Origin of the sequence: Candidatus Erwinia dacicola, assembly GCF_001756855.1 — a bacterium.
GTDB lineage: Bacteria > Pseudomonadota > Gammaproteobacteria > Enterobacterales > Enterobacteriaceae > Erwinia > Erwinia dacicola.
This window is the reverse complement of record NZ_MAYS01000258.1, coordinates 1-18,343: the sequence shown is the minus strand read 5'-3', so window position 1 is coordinate 18,343 and position 18,343 is coordinate 1. Positions and strand designations below refer to the sequence as shown.

Annotated in this window: 15 protein-coding genes and 2 tRNA genes; all 17 read right to left on the bottom strand. The window is 52.4% G+C overall.

Features of this window, described 5'->3' with window-relative positions; all coding sequences use genetic code 11:
- Nucleotides 1-283 precede the first annotated feature (283 nt).
- The 17 genes from BBW68_RS07815 to rlmE all read right to left on the bottom strand — a co-directional run bounded on the left by BBW68_RS07815 (nucleotide 284) and on the right by rlmE (nucleotide 18,175).
- Nucleotides 284-2,029, bottom strand: a complete 1,746-nt coding sequence (locus tag BBW68_RS07815; protein WP_070134719.1) for a DEAD/DEAH family ATP-dependent RNA helicase — start codon at nucleotides 2,027-2,029, stop codon at nucleotides 284-286.
- Nucleotides 2,022-2,096, bottom strand: a complete 75-nt coding sequence (gene yrbN, locus BBW68_RS20635) for a protein YrbN (RefSeq protein ID WP_420835336.1) — start codon at nucleotides 2,094-2,096, stop codon at nucleotides 2,022-2,024. The genes BBW68_RS07815 and yrbN overlap by 8 nt, the downstream gene beginning before the upstream one ends.
- Nucleotides 2,097-2,211: 115 nt before the next feature.
- Nucleotides 2,212-3,096 carry a lipoprotein NlpI gene (gene nlpI / locus BBW68_RS07810; RefSeq protein WP_070134717.1) on the bottom strand — a complete coding sequence of 295 codons (885 nt, stop codon included), beginning with the start codon at nucleotides 3,094-3,096 and terminating at the stop codon, nucleotides 2,212-2,214.
- A gap of 129 nt (nucleotides 3,097-3,225) precedes the next feature.
- On the bottom strand, nucleotides 3,226-5,367 hold the full coding sequence (gene pnp, locus BBW68_RS07805; protein WP_070134715.1) for a polyribonucleotide nucleotidyltransferase: 2,142 nt from the start codon (nucleotides 5,365-5,367) through the stop codon (nucleotides 3,226-3,228).
- Nucleotides 5,368-5,677: 310 nt separating this feature from the next.
- Nucleotides 5,678-5,947: a 30S ribosomal protein S15 gene (rpsO, locus tag BBW68_RS07800; protein WP_070134713.1), complete on the bottom strand. Its 270-nt coding sequence runs from the start codon at nucleotides 5,945-5,947 to the stop codon at nucleotides 5,678-5,680.
- Nucleotides 5,948-6,056: 109 nt separating this feature from the next.
- Nucleotides 6,057-7,001, bottom strand: a complete 945-nt coding sequence (truB, locus tag BBW68_RS07795) for a tRNA pseudouridine(55) synthase TruB (protein WP_070134711.1) — start codon at nucleotides 6,999-7,001, stop codon at nucleotides 6,057-6,059.
- A complete protein-coding gene (rbfA, locus tag BBW68_RS07790; protein ID WP_070134709.1) occupies nucleotides 7,001-7,414 on the bottom strand; it encodes a 30S ribosome-binding factor RbfA in 414 nt (137 codons plus the stop codon). Before rbfA ends, truB begins: the two co-directional genes overlap by 1 nt.
- 69 nt (nucleotides 7,415-7,483) lie before the next feature.
- Nucleotides 7,484-10,177: a translation initiation factor IF-2 gene (infB, locus tag BBW68_RS07785; protein WP_070134707.1), complete on the bottom strand. Its 2,694-nt coding sequence runs from the start codon at nucleotides 10,175-10,177 to the stop codon at nucleotides 7,484-7,486.
- A 24-nt stretch (nucleotides 10,178-10,201) separates the two neighbouring features.
- A complete protein-coding gene (gene nusA / locus BBW68_RS07780) occupies nucleotides 10,202-11,707 on the bottom strand; it encodes a transcription termination factor NusA (protein WP_070134705.1) in 1,506 nt (501 codons plus the stop codon).
- A 24-nt stretch (nucleotides 11,708-11,731) separates the two neighbouring features.
- The gene (gene rimP, locus BBW68_RS07775) at nucleotides 11,732-12,184 is read right to left on the bottom strand and encodes a ribosome maturation factor RimP (RefSeq protein WP_070134703.1); all 453 of its coding nucleotides are present in this window, start codon (nucleotides 12,182-12,184) and stop codon (nucleotides 11,732-11,734) included.
- Nucleotides 12,185-12,392: 208 nt separating this feature from the next.
- Nucleotides 12,393-12,469 (bottom strand) — tRNA-Met (locus BBW68_RS07770).
- A 48-nt stretch (nucleotides 12,470-12,517) separates the two neighbouring features.
- Nucleotides 12,518-12,604, bottom strand: a tRNA-Leu gene (locus BBW68_RS07765).
- A gap of 17 nt (nucleotides 12,605-12,621) precedes the next feature.
- Entirely contained in the window at nucleotides 12,622-12,984 is a 363-nt protein-coding gene (gene secG, locus BBW68_RS07760) for a preprotein translocase subunit SecG (protein WP_070134701.1), read from the bottom strand.
- A 268-nt stretch (nucleotides 12,985-13,252) separates the two neighbouring features.
- A complete protein-coding gene (gene glmM / locus BBW68_RS07755; protein ID WP_070134699.1) occupies nucleotides 13,253-14,587 on the bottom strand; it encodes a phosphoglucosamine mutase in 1,335 nt (444 codons plus the stop codon).
- Nucleotides 14,588-14,591: 4 nt separating this feature from the next.
- Entirely contained in the window at nucleotides 14,592-15,428 is an 837-nt protein-coding gene (gene folP / locus BBW68_RS07750; RefSeq protein WP_070134697.1) for a dihydropteroate synthase, read from the bottom strand.
- Nucleotides 15,429-15,508: 80 nt separating this feature from the next.
- Nucleotides 15,509-17,443: an ATP-dependent zinc metalloprotease FtsH gene (gene ftsH, locus BBW68_RS07745; protein WP_070134695.1), complete on the bottom strand. Its 1,935-nt coding sequence runs from the start codon at nucleotides 17,441-17,443 to the stop codon at nucleotides 15,509-15,511.
- Between the two features lie 102 nt (nucleotides 17,444-17,545).
- On the bottom strand, nucleotides 17,546-18,175 hold the full coding sequence (gene rlmE, locus BBW68_RS07740) for a 23S rRNA (uridine(2552)-2'-O)-methyltransferase RlmE (protein ID WP_070134693.1): 630 nt from the start codon (nucleotides 18,173-18,175) through the stop codon (nucleotides 17,546-17,548).
- Nucleotides 18,176-18,343 lie beyond the last annotated feature (168 nt).

Below are 18,343 nucleotides of genomic sequence, written 5' to 3'. Positions count from 1 at the left end.
TTCAGATGGTCCGGACATTAAGTTAGCGCCTATGGGAATAATCTCCGGGTCATCCTGTCAATACGGTTCTCGCTGCACACTTACGAATGAGATTATGGTGAATGGCCAAATCTTGGATAGCTAAGCACGGTTCTATTCCTTCAAGCTGGCGATGCAGGCGCGTAATTCGCTGTAGAAGTAGAGGTCGAGGCATGCCTCGACACTACGAATATTCGCCGGGTACCACAGACTGCAGGCATAAAAAAAACCAGCCCGGAGGCTGGTTTTTTATTTTGCGTCAGTGTTATGCGTCACGACGACGAGTTGGCGCTGCGCCAGTGTTTTCACGACGTGGGCCGCGTGCCGGGCCGCCTAGGCGACGTTCGCCGTTGCGTGGAACCGCATCACCAATCAGTTGCATGTTCATCGGTTTGTTCAGAATACGTGTGCGGGTGAAATGCGACAGCACATCGCCCGGCATGCCTTTCGGCAGCTCTATGGTAGAGTGCGTACCGAACAGCTTGATGTTACCGATGTAACGGCTGCTGATGTCGCCTTCGTTAGCGATGGCACCAACGATATGACGCACTTCAACACCGTCATCACGACCAACTTCAATACGGTAAACTTCCATATCGCCAACGTCACGACGTTCACGGCGTGGACGGTCACTACGAGCGCCTTCACGACGTTCGTCACGATCACGGAACTGGCTGCGTGGACGCTGTGGCGCATCAGCAGGCACGATCAGTGGACGTTCGCCCTGAGCCATTTTCATCAGTGCTGCGGCCAGCGTTTCGATATCCAGCCCATCTTCCGGCCGCATTTTAGCCAGCAGTGCGCGGTACTGTTCCAGATCGCTGCTTTCCAGCTGCTGCTGAACTTTAGCGGCGAACTTAGCCAGACGACGCTCACCCAGTAGTTCTGCGTTAGGCAGCTCAACTTCTGGAATAGTCAGCTTCATGGTGCGTTCAATGTTACGCAGCAGACGACGTTCACGGTTCTCAACGAACAGCAGCGCGCGACCAGCACGACCAGCACGACCGGTACGGCCGATGCGGTGCACGTAAGATTCGACATCCATTGGGATATCGTAGTTCACAACCAGACTGATACGTTCAACGTCCAGACCACGTGCCGCAACGTCGGTCGCGATCAGGATGTCCAGACGACCATCTTTCAGACGCTCCAGCGTCTGCTCACGCAGTGTCTGGTTCATATCACCGTTCAGTGCAGCACTGTTGTAACCGCTACGCTCCAGCGCTTCGGCCACTTCCAGCGTGGCATTTTTAGTACGCACGAAGATGATAGCAGCATCAAAATCTTCAGCTTCCAGGAAGCGAGTCAGTGCATCAGTTTTACGTCCATAGGCAGTCCAGTAGCTCTGGCTGATGTCCGGGCGCGTCGTCATGCTTGACTTAATACGCACTTCCTGAGGATCTTTCATGAAGCGTTTAGTAATACGACGAATCGCTTCTGGCATGGTAGCCGAGAACAGCGCGGTCTGATGACCGTCTGGGATCTGCGCCATGATGGTTTCAACATCTTCGATGAAGCCCATACGCAGCATTTCATCAGCTTCGTCCAGCACTAGGCCGCGCAGGTTAGAGAGATCTAACGTGCCGCGTTTCAGGTGGTCAAGCAGACGACCAGGGGTACCCACAACAACCTGTGGTCCCTGACGCAGTGCGCGCAGCTGCACGTCATAGCGCTGGCCGCCGTAAAGGGCAACCACGTTCAGGCCGCGCATGTGTTTGGCAAATTCGGTCATGGCTTCAGCAACCTGAACCGCCAGTTCGCGGGTCGGTGCCAGCACCAGAATCTGTGGTGCTTTAACAGTTGGGTCAATGTTATGCACCAGCGGCAGAGAGAAAGCCGCCGTTTTTCCGCTACCGGTCTGTGCCATACCCAGCACGTCACGGCCCGCCAACAAATGAGGAATACACTCAAGCTGGATTGGGGAAGGCTTCACGTAGCCAATACCGTTCAGTGATTCAAGGATGTCGGCGTTCAGGCCAAGGTCAGCAAAAGTAGTTTGGATATCAGTCATGTAGTACACGTGTCTCGTAGATTGCGGCGGCCAGTCTACATAACTCGTCGTGAAAATTTTCAGTCATTTTCATCAAAAAGTGTGAACCGGCTCAAATTAGTGGTTTCGACGAACCCAAAGACCTTCATCCGCTAAGATGATGACTTTTCGAGAATTTGGGCAATAAAAGTTCGTCAGCTATTCTATTGCTGGTCAGATTCTGATAAATCGTCTTGTGTCTGGCCGAGTAGCGCCAGCTCCAACAATGCATATCGATGCTCAACAAAGTTGTGTACGTTGTTGGCTACTGTCAGCTTGAACAACGCTTCTGCGTTGTCTTTCTCCCCCAGATTTAGGTAGTACTTACCTAAATAGAAGTCCGTTTCACTGAGATGTTCAGCGAGCGAGGTGTTATCCGTTGCGTCTGCTTGGAGTCTTTCCATCAGCGTTTTTTCACTGATGTTACCCAAGTAGAACTCGATAATATTCCATCCCCATTGGTTCTTAACCGCTTTGTCGTAACGTTTTTTCAGCGACACTTTAGTCTGGTCTGCGTTGATCTCACGTTCTGTAAGATACAGCCACAGGCTGCGGAAGGGATCGTTAGGATCGTCTTGATAAAACGCCAGCATGTCATCTTGCGCCAGTTTAAATCTTCCGCCGTAATATAGGGCGATACCACGATTTAAACGCGCATAATTGTAAGTTGGATCAAGCTCAAGTACAGAATCGAACGCTTCATAGGCAGCATCAAAATTGCCTGCCTGCGTTAAATAAATGCCTAAGTAATTGAATGCTTCAGGCATATCAGGTCTGATAGATAGTGCTTGTGAAAAATCATTTCGCGCCAGTGCTCTCAAACCCAAACTATCATACAATACTCCGCGCTCATATAACAGCTGTGCGCGTTCATCATCGGTCAATGACCGACTGGCAAGTATTTGTTCCATGCGAGCGGAAATGACTTCCTGTTGCAGCGTAGGCTGCAAAGGGACTGCCAAAACTTCGTTCTTACGCCAATCGGTGTTGCTGCATCCTGCCAGCGTTAAAGCTGTCGCAACAATACACCAGCGCAAAAATGGCTTCATTTCCCACTCCTGAAAACAAACATTGGGATACACATCCTGTCATCCGCCTGCCATGAACAAGGCCTTCCCTCCCTCGCGTTCAAACAATTCCCCGCACCGGCTGGCGCGGGGAACTCAATGGTGATGCGCTTATTCTGCTTCAGGCGTTGCCGCTGGCGCTTCTGGAGCTGCTGCTTCAGTCTTAGTCTGCTCGCTGGCTTCTTTGATGCTCAAACGTACACGGCCCTGGCGGTCAACTTCCAGCACTTTCACTGGAACTTCCTGACCCATCGACAGATAGTCAGTCACTTTCTCAACGCGCGTGTCAGCGATCTGAGAAATGTGCACCAGCCCTTCTTTACCGCCACCGATAGCGATGAAGGCACCGAAGTCAACGATGCTGGTCACTTTACCGTTGTAGATACGGCCCACTTCGATTTCTGCAGTGATCTCTTCAATACGACGAATCGCGAACTTCGCTTTATCGCCGTCTGTTGCTGCGATTTTCACAGTACCGTCATCTTCGATTTCAATGGTAGTGCCAGTCTCTTCTGTCAGCGCACGGATAACCGAGCCACCTTTACCAATCACGTCTTTGATCTTATCAACGCTGATCTTGATGGTGTGGATGCGTGGAGCAAACTGAGAAATGTCGCCACGCGGCGTACTGATAGCCTGTTCCATCACGCTGAGGATGTGCAGACGCGCGCCTTTAGCCTGATTCAGTGCTTCATGCAGGATTTCGCGGGTGATACCTTCGATTTTGATATCCATCTGCAGCGCGGTGATCCCTTCACGGCTACCAGCTACTTTGAAGTCCATGTCGCCGAGGTGGTCTTCATCGCCGAGGATATCTGACAGTACAACAAAGTTGTTTTCGTCTTTAACTAGGCCCATCGCGATACCGGCTACGGCAGCCTTGATTGGTACGCCTGCATCCATCAGTGCCAGAGAAGCACCGCAAACAGATGCCATTGAAGACGAGCCGTTTGATTCTGTGATTTCAGACACTACGCGTACGGTGTATGGGAACGCATCGCCTTTAGGCATCACTGCCTGCACGCCGCGTTTCGCCAGACGACCGTGACCAATTTCACGACGCTTAGGTGAACCTACCATGCCGGTTTCGCCGACAGAGTATGGAGGGAAGTTGTAGTGGAACAGGAAGTTGTCGGTACGCTCGCCCATCAGCTCATCAAGGTTCTGCGCATCACGGGCAGTACCCAGTGTTGCCGTCACCAGCGCCTGAGTTTCACCGCGGGTGAACAGCGCAGAGCCGTGAGTACGTGGCAGTACGCCAGTGCGCACATCCAGACCACGGATCATGTCTTTTTCGCGACCATCAATGCGTGGCTCACCGCGCAGGATGCGGCTACGAACCACATTTTTTTCCAGCGTGTGCAGGATGTCGCTAATTTCGCCAGCGTCAAGCGCTTCGTCTTCAGCCAGCAGCGCAGCGGTGGTTTCAGATTTTATCACGTCAATCTGAGCGTAACGTTCCTGTTTTTCGGTGATGCGGTAAGCATCGCTCAGGCGAGATTCAGCCAGTGCAGCGATACAACCATGTAAAGCGTCGTTTACAGCTTCTGGCTGCCAGTCCCAACGCGGTTTACCGGCAACGGCCCCCAGTTCGTTGATGGTGTCGATAACGATCTGCTGCTGCTCATGACCAAACATCACTGCGCCCAGCATCTGATCTTCGCTCAACAGCTCAGCTTCAGATTCTACCATCAGAACAGCGGCTTTAGTACCCGCAACCACCAAGTCCAGCTTACTTTCTTTCAGCTCATCGGTGGTTGGGTTCAGCACGTACTGGTCGTTTAGGTAACCGACACGCGCAGCACCGATTGGACCGTTGAACGGCAGGCCAGACAGCACCAGCGCAGCAGAAGCACCGATCAGGGCAACGATATCCGGGTTAACCTGTGGGTTAACGGAAACCACGGTGGCGATAACCTGCACTTCGTTGACGAATCCTTCCGGGAACAGTGGGCGCAGCGGACGGTCAATCAGACGTGAAGTCAGGGTCTCGCCTTCGCTTGGGCGGCCTTCACGACGGAAGAAGCTGCCTGGGATACGGCCAGCAGCGTAAGTACGCTCCTGATAGTTCACGGTCAGCGGGAAGAAATCCTGACCTGGTTTTGCATTTTTACGGCCTACAACAGTCACGAACACCGCAGTGTCGTCCATGCTTACCATGACAGCAGCTGTTGCCTGGCGAGCCATCATACCGGTCTCAATAGTGACGGTATGCTGACCATACTGGAATTTCTTTACGATCGGATTCAGCAAAATTATTTCCTTAACATCAGGGCGGGTAGTTTTTTATACCCGCCGTGGATTTCCAATCTTCATTTTTGCATCCTCGCGACTAATGACAACCTTAATCCCCGATGGGACAAAGCCTCTCATTAGCCGCGCGAACCTCTGCAACTGAAGATCACACCCAGCAACAATACAATAGTTTGCACAAAATTGCTGCCGCTGGCGTGAAAAAAGGGGCCATAAAGGCCCCTCCCAGCGAATCTCGCACAGGTTGTCCGGTTTCACCACTTTATCTGTCAGATTGACTCTGATAGCGTTGCGGGACAACCCGTAAGACTTAGCGACGCAGATCCAGACGCTTGATCAGGTTGATGTAGCATGCAACGTCTTTACGCTTCAGGTAATCCAGCAGCTTACGACGCTGAGATACCATGCGCAGCAGGCCACGACGGCTGTGGTGGTCTTTCTTGTGCTCAGAGAAGTGACCCTGCAGATGGTTAATCTGTGCAGTCAGCAAAGCAACCTGAACTTCGGTAGAACCACTGTCGTTCGCGCCGCGACCGAAATCAGCAACGATTTGTGTTTTAGATTCAACACTTAGAGACATGATACAACTCCAAATTAAAGATAATAAATGTACAGGTGCCGATCTCTAATTCAGCAACCCAGTGTAAAGCCGCGCCATTCTACTCTGCGCGCCACTTAATCGCAAATGGCTAGTCGGAATATTCTACAACTAGGCGGTGCGGTGCCACGCGTCCATCGTCAGCGATTTCTGCCATGCCGATAAACTTGTGCTCGTCCCCCTCAGTCACGCGAACCAGCCCACTGACCGGCGCGCCAGCTGCCTGAACCGGCATGCCCTGCTTAAAGTAAGCAGCAACCGAGCTCAGCAGGTTAACGACCGGGTATTCCGCTGCTGGGCTGTCCATTGGCATCAGCAACGCATCCAGCAGCTCCGCCGGGGCTTTTTCCTGACGATGAGCCTCTTCCGCCAGCTCCTGCAACTGTTCCAGCGTCACCATCTTCTCAATCGGATAGGTGGCAACCTGTAAGCGGCGCAGATAGGTCACGTGTGTACCACAGCCCAGTTTCTCGCCGAGATCGTCGATAATGGTGCGGATGTAGGTGCCTTTCGACACGTGAATTTCCAGCTCCAGCTCGTCCCCTTCATGGCGGATAAACAGCATCTCGTAAACCATAATACGGCGTGATTCACGCGGCACTTCAATGCCTTCTCGCGCATATTCGTACAGCTTGCGCCCTTGGTACTTCAGGGCCGAATACATCGACGGCACCTGCTGAGTCTCACCACGGAAACTCTCCAGCGCCTGCTCCAACATTTCAGAGCTGAAGGTAACCGGACGCTCGCTGACCACGATGCCATCGGCATCAGAAGTATCCGTGCGCTGCCCAAGACGGGCAATCACCCGGTAACGCTTGTCGGACTCCAGCAGATACTGGGAAAACTTAGTCGCTTCTCCAAGGCAGATCGGCAGCATGCCGGTTGCCAGTGGATCCAGCGCACCGGTATGACCGGCACGGTTGGCGTTATACAGGCGTTTGACTTTCTGAAGCGCGTCGTTGGAGGACAATTCGCTAGGTTTATCCAGCAACAGTACGCCGTGAATATCACGACCACGACGAGGAGGACGACTCATTACTCTGCTTTGCCTTCTTGCTCTTCATCTTCTGCCGGGCCACGGCGCTCTTCGTCGTTTCTGACGACGTTAGTCACCAAGTTCGACATGCGCATCCCTTCAACCAACGAGTTATCGTAGAAGAAGGTCAGCTCTGGCACGATGCGCAGGCGCATCGCTTTGCCCAGCAGGGTACGGATATAACCTGAGGCATCGCCCAGCGCACGCAGGCCAGCTTTGATTGCAGCTTTATCTTTGTTGTTGAGGAAGGTCACGAACACTTTGGCATAGGCTAGGTCGCGTGACACATCAACGCCAGAAACCGTCACCATCATGCCCAGACGCGGATCTTTGATCTCGCGCTGTAAAATCATCGCGATCTCTTTTTGCAGCTCCTGTGAAACGCGCTGCGGGCGACCAAATTCTTTCGCCATAATTATTCTCTCCAAATAATTTGGGAGGCTATAAGCCTCCCAAATACAGTTAATTATGAAAAGTGACTATTAATCAATGGTGCGCTGGATTTCGATAATTTCGAATACTTCGATCATATCGCCAACACGCACATCGTTGTAGTTCTTCACGCCGATACCACATTCCATGCCGTTACGGACTTCGTTAACGTCATCTTTGAAGCGGCGCAGAGATTCCAGCTCGCCTTCATAGATAACCACATTGTCACGCAGTACGCGGATTGGGTTGTGACGTTTGATGTTACCTTCAGTCACCATACAACCAGCGATAGCACCAAATTTCGGCGATTTGAACACGTCACGTACGGCAGCCAGACCGATGATCTGCTGTTTGTACTCAGGTGCCAGCATACCGCTCATCGCTGCTTTCACTTCGTCAATCAGATTATAGATAACGGAGTAGTAACGCAGATCTAGGCTTTCAGAATCAATTAGGCGGCGCGCAGAAGCATCAGCACGGACGTTGAAGCCAACCAAGATTGCGTTAGACGCAGCGGCCAGAGTGGCATCGGTTTCAGTGATACCGCCTACGCCGGAACCAATGATTTTCACTTTCACTTCATCAGTAGAAAGCTTCATCAGCGATTCGGAGATCGCTTCGACAGAACCCTGTACGTCAGCTTTCAGCACGATGTTCAGCTCGGAAACTTCGCCTTCGGTCATGTTAGCAAACATGTTTTCCAGCTTAGATTTCTGCTGACGTGCCAGCTTAACTTCACGGAATTTGCCCTGACGATACAGCGCAACTTCACGAGCTTTCTTCTCATCACGTACCACAGTCGCTTCATCGCCCGCTGCTGGAACACCGGAGAGGCCGAGGATCTCAACCGGGATAGATGGACCCGCAGTCATCACTTCACGGCCCCGCTCGTCACGCATCGCACGCACACGGCCATACTCGAAGCCGCACAGTACGATATCGCCTTTGTTCAGCGTACCTTCACGTACCAGCACGGTAGCAACCGGACCACGACCTTTATCCAAGAAGGATTCGATAACTACACCGCTTGCCATACCCTGACGAACCGCGGTCAGCTCCAGAACTTCAGCCTGCAGCAGGATAACGTTCAGCAGGTCGTCGATACCGGTACCGGCTTTCGCAGAAACGTTGACGAACATGTTCTCGCCGCCCCACTCTTCCGGGATGATCCCGTACTGAGTCAGCTCCTTTTTAACACGGTCCGGATCGGCTTCTGGCTTATCACACTTGTTTACTGTTACGACAACCGGCACTTTGGCCGCTTTGGCATGCTGAATAGCTTCGATAGTCTGTGGCATCACGCCATCGTCTGCTGCAACAACTAGGATAACGATGTCCGTTGCCTGAGCACCACGTGCACGCATTGAAGTAAACGCTGCGTGGCCCGGGGTATCTAGGAAGGTCACCATACCGTCGTCGGTTTCAACGTGGTATGCACCGATGTGCTGAGTAATGCCGCCCGCTTCGCCAGAGGCAACTTTTGTCGAACGGATATAGTCCAGCAGAGAGGTTTTACCGTGGTCAACGTGACCCATGATTGTTACAACTGGCGCACGGGATTCGTGAACGGCATCGGTATCACGATCGCTCATTACCGCTTCTTCCAGCTCATTCTCGCGGCGCAGCGTCACTTTGTGACCCATCTCTTCCGCGACCAGCTGGGCAATTTCCTGATCAATAACCTGATTGATGGTGGCCATCGCGCCCATTTTCATCATCGCTTTGATGACCTGAGAACCTTTGACTGCCATCTTGTTAGCCAGCTCAGCTACGGTAACAATTTCGCCGATAATGACGTCACGGTTAACGACCTGAACAGGCTTGTTGAAGCTCTGCTGTAGGGTGCTTGACTTACGCTTGCCGCCTTTGCCGCCGCGAACCTGCGCACGAGCTTCTTCACGGTCAGTCTTCGCTTCAGAATGCTTGTTGCCTTTCTTGCGAACCGGGGCTTTAGCTGAGTGTACAGCAGTGCGAGTTCGACGGTCACCTTCAACCTGAGCGTCGTTTTCGTCTTCTGCAGCACGGGCGTGAGTTGAAGTGGTAACGTGGTAGTCAGAGGTGTCTTCAACCTCTTTAATTTGCGCCCACTCTTCACCTCGTTCGGCCACCATTTTGCGAGTTTCTTCGGCTACGCGCTTCGCTTCTTCTGCGATCTTGCGATGCGCTTCTTCTTCAGCTTTACGCTTCAGTTCTGCCGCTTCCGCTTCACGGCGGGCTTTGCCGGACTGGGAAGCCCGGGTGGTATCGTCGGTATATTGATTGCTCACTTTATCTTTTTCCGCTGCTTCACGTTTGGCTTTATCAGCTGCCTTACGCTTGGCCTGCTCCTCGACTTCACGCTTCGCTTTGTCTTGAGCCGCGCGCTGGGCTTGTTCTTTAGCCTCGCTACAAGCCAGTTCTTCCGCTTCACGCTCTGCCCGGGCTTCTGATTCTGCCTGTTCAGCATCAGCCGGATCGCCTTTTACATAAGTGCGTTTTTTGCGGACTTCGATTTGCACCGACTTACTTTTGCCCCCGGTGCCTAGAACACTTAATGTGCTGCGCGTCTTGCGCTGCAAAGTCAGCTTACCAGATACGCCGCCATGATCGCGATTCAGATGGGTAAGTAATGTCTCTTTTTCGTGCTGGGCAACAGAGTCAGTTTCAGAGTTTTGGATCCTTGCATCAGCAAATTGCTGTACCAAGCGTTCTAGCGGTGTCTGAATCTCTGCGGTCAGCGATTTTACGGTTACATCTGTCGTCATGCTATTCCTTCCTGCTACAGTTTATTACGCGTCGTCGCCGAACCAGCAAATATTTCGTGCAGCCATAATCAGCTCACCAGCCAGCTCATCGCTCAGGCCATCAATATCTGACAGATCGTCAACACCCTGCTCGGCAAGATCTTCCAGTGTGCAAACGCCTTTTGCCGCCAGCTTAAAGGCCATCTCACGCTCCAAACCTTCCAGACCTAACAGGTCATCCGCCGGTTTGGTATCGCCGAGGCTCTTTTCTTTTGCCAGAGCTAGGGTGGTCAACGCGTTTTTAGCCCGGTTGCGCAACGCTTCTACCGTATCTTCATCTAGACCGTCGATTTCCAACAGCTCCTTGATTGGCACGTAAGCTAACTCTTCGAGAGAGGAGAAGCCTTCTTCTACCAGTACGGTAGCAAAGTCTTCGTCGATATCGAGGTGTTTGGTGAAGACATCAATAGCAGCATGAGCTTCAGCCTGATGCTTAGCCTGCAGGTCGTCGACCGTCATCACGTTCAGATCCCAGCCACTCAGCTGAGAAGCCAGACGCACGTTTTGGCCATTACGGCCGATTGCCTGAGCCAGATCTCCGGCTTCTACAGCGATATCCATGGTGTAATTATCTTCATCCACCACGATAGAGGTGACATCCGCAGGGGCCATTGCGTTGATCACGAACTGCGCAGGATTATCATCCCACAGCACGATATCAATACGCTCGCCACCCAGTTCACTGGATACCGCCTGAACACGCGCACCACGCATACCTACGCAGGCACCGACCGGGTCGATGCGCTTGTCGTTAGTTTTCACAGCGATCTTAGCTCGGGAGCCGGGGTCGCGCGCAGCGGCTTTAATTTCTAACACTTCTTCGGCAATTTCCGGCACTTCAATGCGGAACAGTTCGATCAGCATTTCTGGCTTGGAACGGCTAACGAACAGCTGAGCACCACGCGCTTCAGGACGCACGGCGTAAAGTACGCCACGGATACGGTCACCCGGGCGGAAGTTCTCGCGTGGCAGCATATCTTCACGAATGATCACGGCTTCCGCATTGGTGTTAGAACCATCGTTTGGACGCACTTCAAGTGAGATATTGTCGCGATTTACTTTCTTCACCACACCAGTGATGATTTCGCCTTCCTGCTCACGGAACTGATCAACCACCATCGCACGCTCTGCTTCGCGCACTTTCTGCACGATAACCTGCTTGGCAGTTTGCGTGGTGATACGGTCAAAGGTCACAGACTCAATCTGATCTTCAACGAAGCCGCCGAGTCCGAGAGTTTCATCTTCGAACTGTGCAGCATCCAGCGTAATTTCGCGGGTAGGCATGGTGACTTCATCAACAATCAGCCAACGGCGGAAAGTATCGAAATCGCCACTTTTGCGATCGATGCTGACGCGAACGTCAATTTCCTGCTCGTGTTTTTTCTTGGTGGCTGTGGCCAGCGCGCTCTCCAGCGCTTCGAAAATCTTCTTGCGTGGGAGGGACTTCTCATTAGAGACCGCTTCTACAACAGCTAAGATTTCTTTGTTCATCCTAGTATGCCTCAATCCGGACTTTTAAAAGTGGGGAACCAGGTTCGCCTTCTGGATGTTGCTCAGCGCGAACACTTCGTCGTTACCCTCAACGGCAATAGTGATCATCTCATCTTCCACAGATTTGATGATGCCCTGCCATTTGCGTCGGTTCTGAACCGCCATACGCAGAACCAAGCTCACTTCTTCGCCAATAAATCGCACGTAATGGTCTGCGGTAAACATTGGACGGTCAAGGCCAGGCGAGGAAACTTCGAGGTTGTAAGCCACGGTGATCGGGTCTTCGACGTCAAATACCGCACTGACCTGGTGGCTCACATCAGCACAATCATTAACATTGATGTCATCTTCACTATCGATATAGATGCGCAAGGTGGATGTGAGACCGCGTACAAACTCAATACCAACCAGTTCGTAGCCTAGCGCTTCTACCGGTGCTGAGATCAGCTCTGTTAATTTTTGCTCTAATGTGGACAATCTTGCCCCCAAGACGTAAAAAAAGGGCCTATAGCCCAGTGATTCTGCTTCCTGATAACCAAAACCCGAAAAATTCGGGGCTTAATGTCACTGGACCCTGTAAACCGCTAAAGGCGGCTCGGCGCAGTCCAAAAGAACTTTTTCAAGATCGCTGCTGTGCGTCATGATGTACTGCAGACAGTATATTTTAAAAAACTCTAAGGGAAAGTGGTTGCGGGGGTCGGATTTGAACCGACGACCTTCGGGTTATGAGCCCAACGAGCTACCAAGCTGCTCCACCCCGCGTCTGAATACTAAGCAAAACTTGCATAAATTGCAAGTACAACTGAGATTTGGTACCGAGGACGGGACTTGAACCCGTAAGCCCATGCGGGCACCACCACCTCAAGGTGGCGTGTCTACCAATTCCACCACCACGGCAATAAGGGGCGACTTTCTTATTTCTGTCGCGTCGAAACGGTCACTGGGTACTGCGGGATATCGCCGCCCGGCTCTGCCGATTTAGCTGACGTAGTCTGTTGGGACAGCGCTGGCTGGGTCAGATTTTCCCACTCGCTTCCTTTCCGAGTCTTGTTACCGTTGATGTTACCCAGCACCAGACTGATAATGAAGAACAGGGCTGCCAGCACTGTAGTCATACGGGTCATGAAGTTACCAGAACCGTTAGAACCGAACAGCGTACCAGAAGCGCCTGCACCAAATGATGCTCCCATATCAGCGCCTTTACCTTGCTGCAGCATTATCAGACCTACGAGGCCCAGCGCTACAATAAGGAAAATAACCAAAAGAGCTTCGTACATAATCAACCTCGTTCCTTGCGCGTTATCCGCACATCAAAAACTTCAATCTAGTTAGTCTTGATCAAGTAGGTGACGACCTACTTATCAAGCGAGTGTGAATACTAACCAAAGGCGCCCGCCTGTGCAAGAGCAATTTCATGCGCCGTTGCTGAGTGCAGAAAAAATCAGCAAAGCGCTGTAATTACATACGAACGTTGGAGAAATAGTGCAAATCATCAGCCCGGTGCGACCGGAAAAAAAGGTCGCCTCTGTTAAATTGATTGCCCCGTTAAACCGCTTTTACCGCGTCTGCAATGCGGTGCGCCAGCGCGGTGACCTGCGCTTCATCTTCGCCTTCTACCATCAGGCGGATCAGTGGCTCGGTGCCGGATTTACGCAGCAGCAGGCGGCCACGACCTTTCAGCTCGGCCTCAATTTCTGCCGTGACGGCTTTTACCGTGGCATCTTCCAGAGGGGTGTGGCTGCCGCTAAAGCGCACATTGACCAGAATCTGCGGCAGCAGTTTCATGCCGCTGCACAGGTCATGCAGGCTCATATGGTTACGCACCATCGCGGTCAGCACCTGCAGGCCGGCCACAATACCGTCGCCGGTGGTGGTTTTGTCCAGCAGGATGACGTGCCCGGAATTTTCAGCGCCCAGACGCCAGCCCTTCTCTTTCAGCTTCTCCAGCACGTAACGGTCGCCGACCTTGGCACGGGCAAACGGAATGCCAATCTGCTTCAGTGCCAGCTCCAAGCCCATATTGCTCATCAGCGTACCCACCACGCCGCCGCGCAGCTGGCCCTGACGCAGCCCTTCGCGCGCGATCAGATAGAGGATCTGGTCACCATCCACTTTTTGACCAAGGTGGTCAGCCATCATGATGCGGTCGCCGTCACCATCGTAAGCCAGACCCACGTCGGCTTTTTCTATCAGCACGCGCTCCTGCAACAGACGCAGGTCGGTCGCACCGCACTCTTTGTTAATGTTCATGCCGTCTGGCTGAACGCCGATAGCAATCACCGTAGCGCCCAGCTCACGCAGCACGTTAGGGGCGATGTGATAGGTGGCACCGTTGGCACAGTCGACCACAATTTTCAGGCCGTTCAGGCTCAGTTCGCTGGGGAAAGTCCCTTTACAGAACTCAATGTAGCGCCCGGCAGCATCGACAATACGACTGGCTCGACCCAGCGCGACGGACTCGACGCAGGTGATCGACTTTTCCATCTCGGCTTCAATCGCTTCTTCCACGTCGTCCGGCAGCTTGGTACCCTCGGTGGAGAAGAATTTAATGCCGTTATCGTCGAACGGGTTATGCGAGGCGGAAATTACAATTCCAGCTTCAGCACGGAAAGTACGGGTCAGATAAGCAACCGCAGGGGTCGGCATCGGGCCGGTGAAAGCCGCAGAGATTCCGGCTGCGGCAAGGCCTGCTTCCAGCGCGGATTCCAGCATGTAGCCAGAAACACGCGTGTCTTTACCGATGATGATTTTCTTCGAGCCGTGGCGCGCCAGCACCTTGCCGGCAGCAAAACCCAATTTCAGCACAAAATCAGGTGTGATTGGCGATTCACCCACTTTGCCGCGGATACCATCGGTACCAAAATACTTGCGGTTACTCATAGTGTTATTCTTCCCTTACGGACTGTGTAGCTTCGACGACGCGCATCGCTTCTACGGTTTCTTTCACATCGTGTACGCGCAAAATATGGGCGCCCTGCATTGCTGCAATCACCGCACAGGCCAGGCTGCCGGTCAGGCGCTGCGAAGGGCCTACATTCAGTAACTGTCCAATCATACTTTTGCGCGACATGCCGACTAACAGTGGCAGTCCGAAGCGATGATAATCGGCCAGATGCGCCAGTAACAGATAGTTGTGCGACAGATTCTTACCGAAACCGAAACCCGGGTCGAGTAGCAACTGCGATTTTTTGATCCCTGCCCCTTCGCAACGGGCGATATGTTCAACAAAGAACTCATCCACGTCGCGCAGAATATTTTTGTATTGCGGCGCCTGCTGCATGGTTTTCGGCTCACCCTGCATATGCATCAGGCACACCGGCAGCCCGGTCTCTGCCGCCGCTTCCAGCGCGCCCGGCTCCTGCAGGGAGCGGATATCGTTGATGATATGGGCACCAAAGTGGGCCGATTTTCGGATCACTTCGGGCTTCGACGTATCCACCGAGATCCACACTTCAAAGCGCTGAGCGATAGCTTCCACTACCGGGATAACGCGTTCCAGCTCCTGCTCCACGCTGACGTCAGCAGCGCCAGGGCGGGTTGATTCGCCGCCCACATCAATGATGGTGGCACCGGCGTTAATCATCTCATTGGCGTGGGTCAGGGCCTGAATCAATTCGTTATGTTTGCCGCCATCAGAAAAAGAGTCAGGAGTGACGTTCAGAATCCCCATAACGTGAGGATGAGAAAGGTCGAGCACGGAATCTCGGGCGTACAGCTTCATAACGAATCGTCTCCGGTTTGCAGGTATAAAAAACCCGGTCAGCGCCGGGGTTTCGATTATAACAGCTTACTGCGGCAAATTTACTTGTCGCCGAACTGCTCTGACATGGTGTTGCTTGGGTTTGGCGTACGCGGTTCATCGACCGGTCGCGGCGTCTTTGGCGTGCCGTTGCTGTCTGAGCTGTTGCTGCTACCAGAGTCTTCCCAACCGGCTGGCGGACGCACTTCGCGTCGTGCCATCAGGTCGTCGATCTGCAGAGAATCAATGGTTTCATACTTCATCAGCGCGTCTTTCATCGCGTGAAGGATGTCCATGTTCTTACCAAGCAGGACACGGGCACGCTTGTAGTTCACTTCAACCAGTGACTTAACTTCTTGGTCGATGATACGCGCGGTTTCGTCAGACATATGCTTAGCTTTCGCTACGGAGCGGCCGAGGAACACCTCGCCATCTTCTTCTGCATACAGCAACGGACCGAGTTTCTCAGAGAAGCCCCACTGCGTAACCATGTTACGCGCGATCGAGGTGGCGACTTTAATGTCGTTCGACGCGCCGGTAGAAACATGTTCCACACCGTAGATAATCTCTTCCGCCAGACGTCCACCGTACAGGGTGGAGATCTGACTTTCCAGTTTCTGACGACTGGCGCTGATTGCGTCGCCTTCAGGTAGGAAGAAGGTCACACCCAGAGCACGTCCACGAGGAATAATCGTCACTTTATGTACCGGGTCATGCTCAGGAACCAGTCGGCCGATGATGGCATGGCCTGCTTCGTGATACGCGGTAGACTCTTTCTGCGCTTCGGTCATCACCATGGAGCGACGTTCCGCACCCATCATGATTTTATCTTTGGCTTTTTCGAATTCAACCATCGACACCACACGCTTGTTACCACGTGCCGCGAACAAAGCCGCTTCGTTGACTAGGTTAGCTAGGTCAGCACCGGAGAAGCCAGGGGTACCGCGCGCAATGATTGCCGCATCGATATCCATCGCCAGCGGTACACGGCGCATATGAACTTTCAGGATCTGCTCACGTCCGCGAACATCCGGCAGACCAACCACAACCTGACGGTCAAAACGGCCCGGACGCAGCAGTGCAGGGTCGAGTACGTCAGGACGGTTAGTTGCAGCGATAACGATGATGCCTTCATTGCCTTCGAAGCCATCCATCTCAACCAGCATCTGGTTCAGCGTCTGCTCACGCTCATCATGACCACCACCTAAACCGGCACCACGCTGACGACCTACTGCATCGATCTCATCGATAAAGATGATGCACGGCGCGGCTTTCTTAGCCTGTTCGAACATGTCGCGCACACGAGATGCACCCACACCAACAAACATTTCAACAAAGTCAGAACCGGAAATAGTAAAAAAAGGCACTTTCGCTTCACCAGCAATCGCTTTTGCCAGCAGGGTTTTACCGGTACCCGGAGGACCGACCATCAGCACGCCTTTCGGAATTCTACCGCCGAGTTTCTGGAAGCGGCTTGGCTCTCGCAGGTATTCGACCAGCTCGCTCACTTCCTCTTTGGCTTCATCACAACCAGCAACATCGCCAAAGGTTGTTTTGATTTGATCTTCTGTAAGCATGCGAGCCTTGCTCTTGCCGAAAGACATCGCGCCCTTTCCTCCGCCGCCCTGCATTTGACGCATAAAGAAGATCCAGACACCGATAAGAAGCAGCATAGGGAACCAAGAAATGAAGATTGAAGCCAGCAGACTCGGTTCTTCTGGTGGTTCACCCACTACTTTTACATTTTTAGTCAACAGGTTATCGAGTAACTTGAGATCGTTGACGGGGATGTAGGTCGTATATCGATTACTGTCTTTTTTGGTTACGTTAATCTCACGCCCGTTAATACGTGCCTCGCGGACCTGATCCCGGTTCACTTCAGATAGGAAGGTTGAATAATCAACCCTATGCCCGTTCGACTCGCTGGGCCCAAAGCTCTGGAATACAGACATCAGCACAACTGCGATGACTAACCAAAGAATTAGGTTTTTCGCCATGTCACTCAAGGGATTAACCTCATATTACAACTGTGTTAACAGACAGCGTAGGGTACTATATATCCGTCATATCTGGAATCGCTGTGATCCCGTCTATTAGGGTTATAGTTTTCGCCCTGTCGCTACAATGTACACTTCACGCGAACGAGAGCGTGAAGCGTCCGGCTTACGAATTTTTACTTTCGTAAACAGGGAGCGAATTTCCCGCAGGTATTCTTCAAAGCCATCTCCCTGAAACACTTTCACTAAAAAACTGCCGCTAGGTGCCAGAACATCACGGCACATTTCTAACGCCAGCTCACATAAATACATCGAGCGGGGAATATCAACTGCAGGGGTACCCGTCATGTTTGGTGCCATATCTGACATAACAACCTGAACTTTGGTATCCCCTACGCGATCCAGCAGGGCTTTTAATACCAGTTCATCACGAAAATCGCCCTGAAGGAAATCGACCCCAACGATGGGATCCATCGGCAGGATATCACAGGCGATGACGCGACCCTTTAACCCTATCTGCGTTACCACATATTGCGACCAGCCGCCTGGCGCCGCGCCGAGGTCAACCACGGTCATACCAAACTTGAAAAGTTTGTCGCCTTGCTGTATTTCAGCAAGTTTAAACCAAGCGCGCGAGCGCAACCCTTTTTTCTGTGCCTGAAGCACATATTTATCGCTAAAGTGTTCCTGTAGCCAGCTGCTGGAACTGGTCGAACGCTTTTTACCAGTCATACAATTTCCAACTATGATTCAACGTAAGCGATAAATAAACCGCGCAAATCAGCTCTGCCGCGATGTGGTGATACACCAGAGATGGTGGTATAATGTCCCGTTTTCAATCCCAATGTAAGTAAAAATACGATGAATCTGAGTACCAAACAAAAACGGCACTGTTGCAAA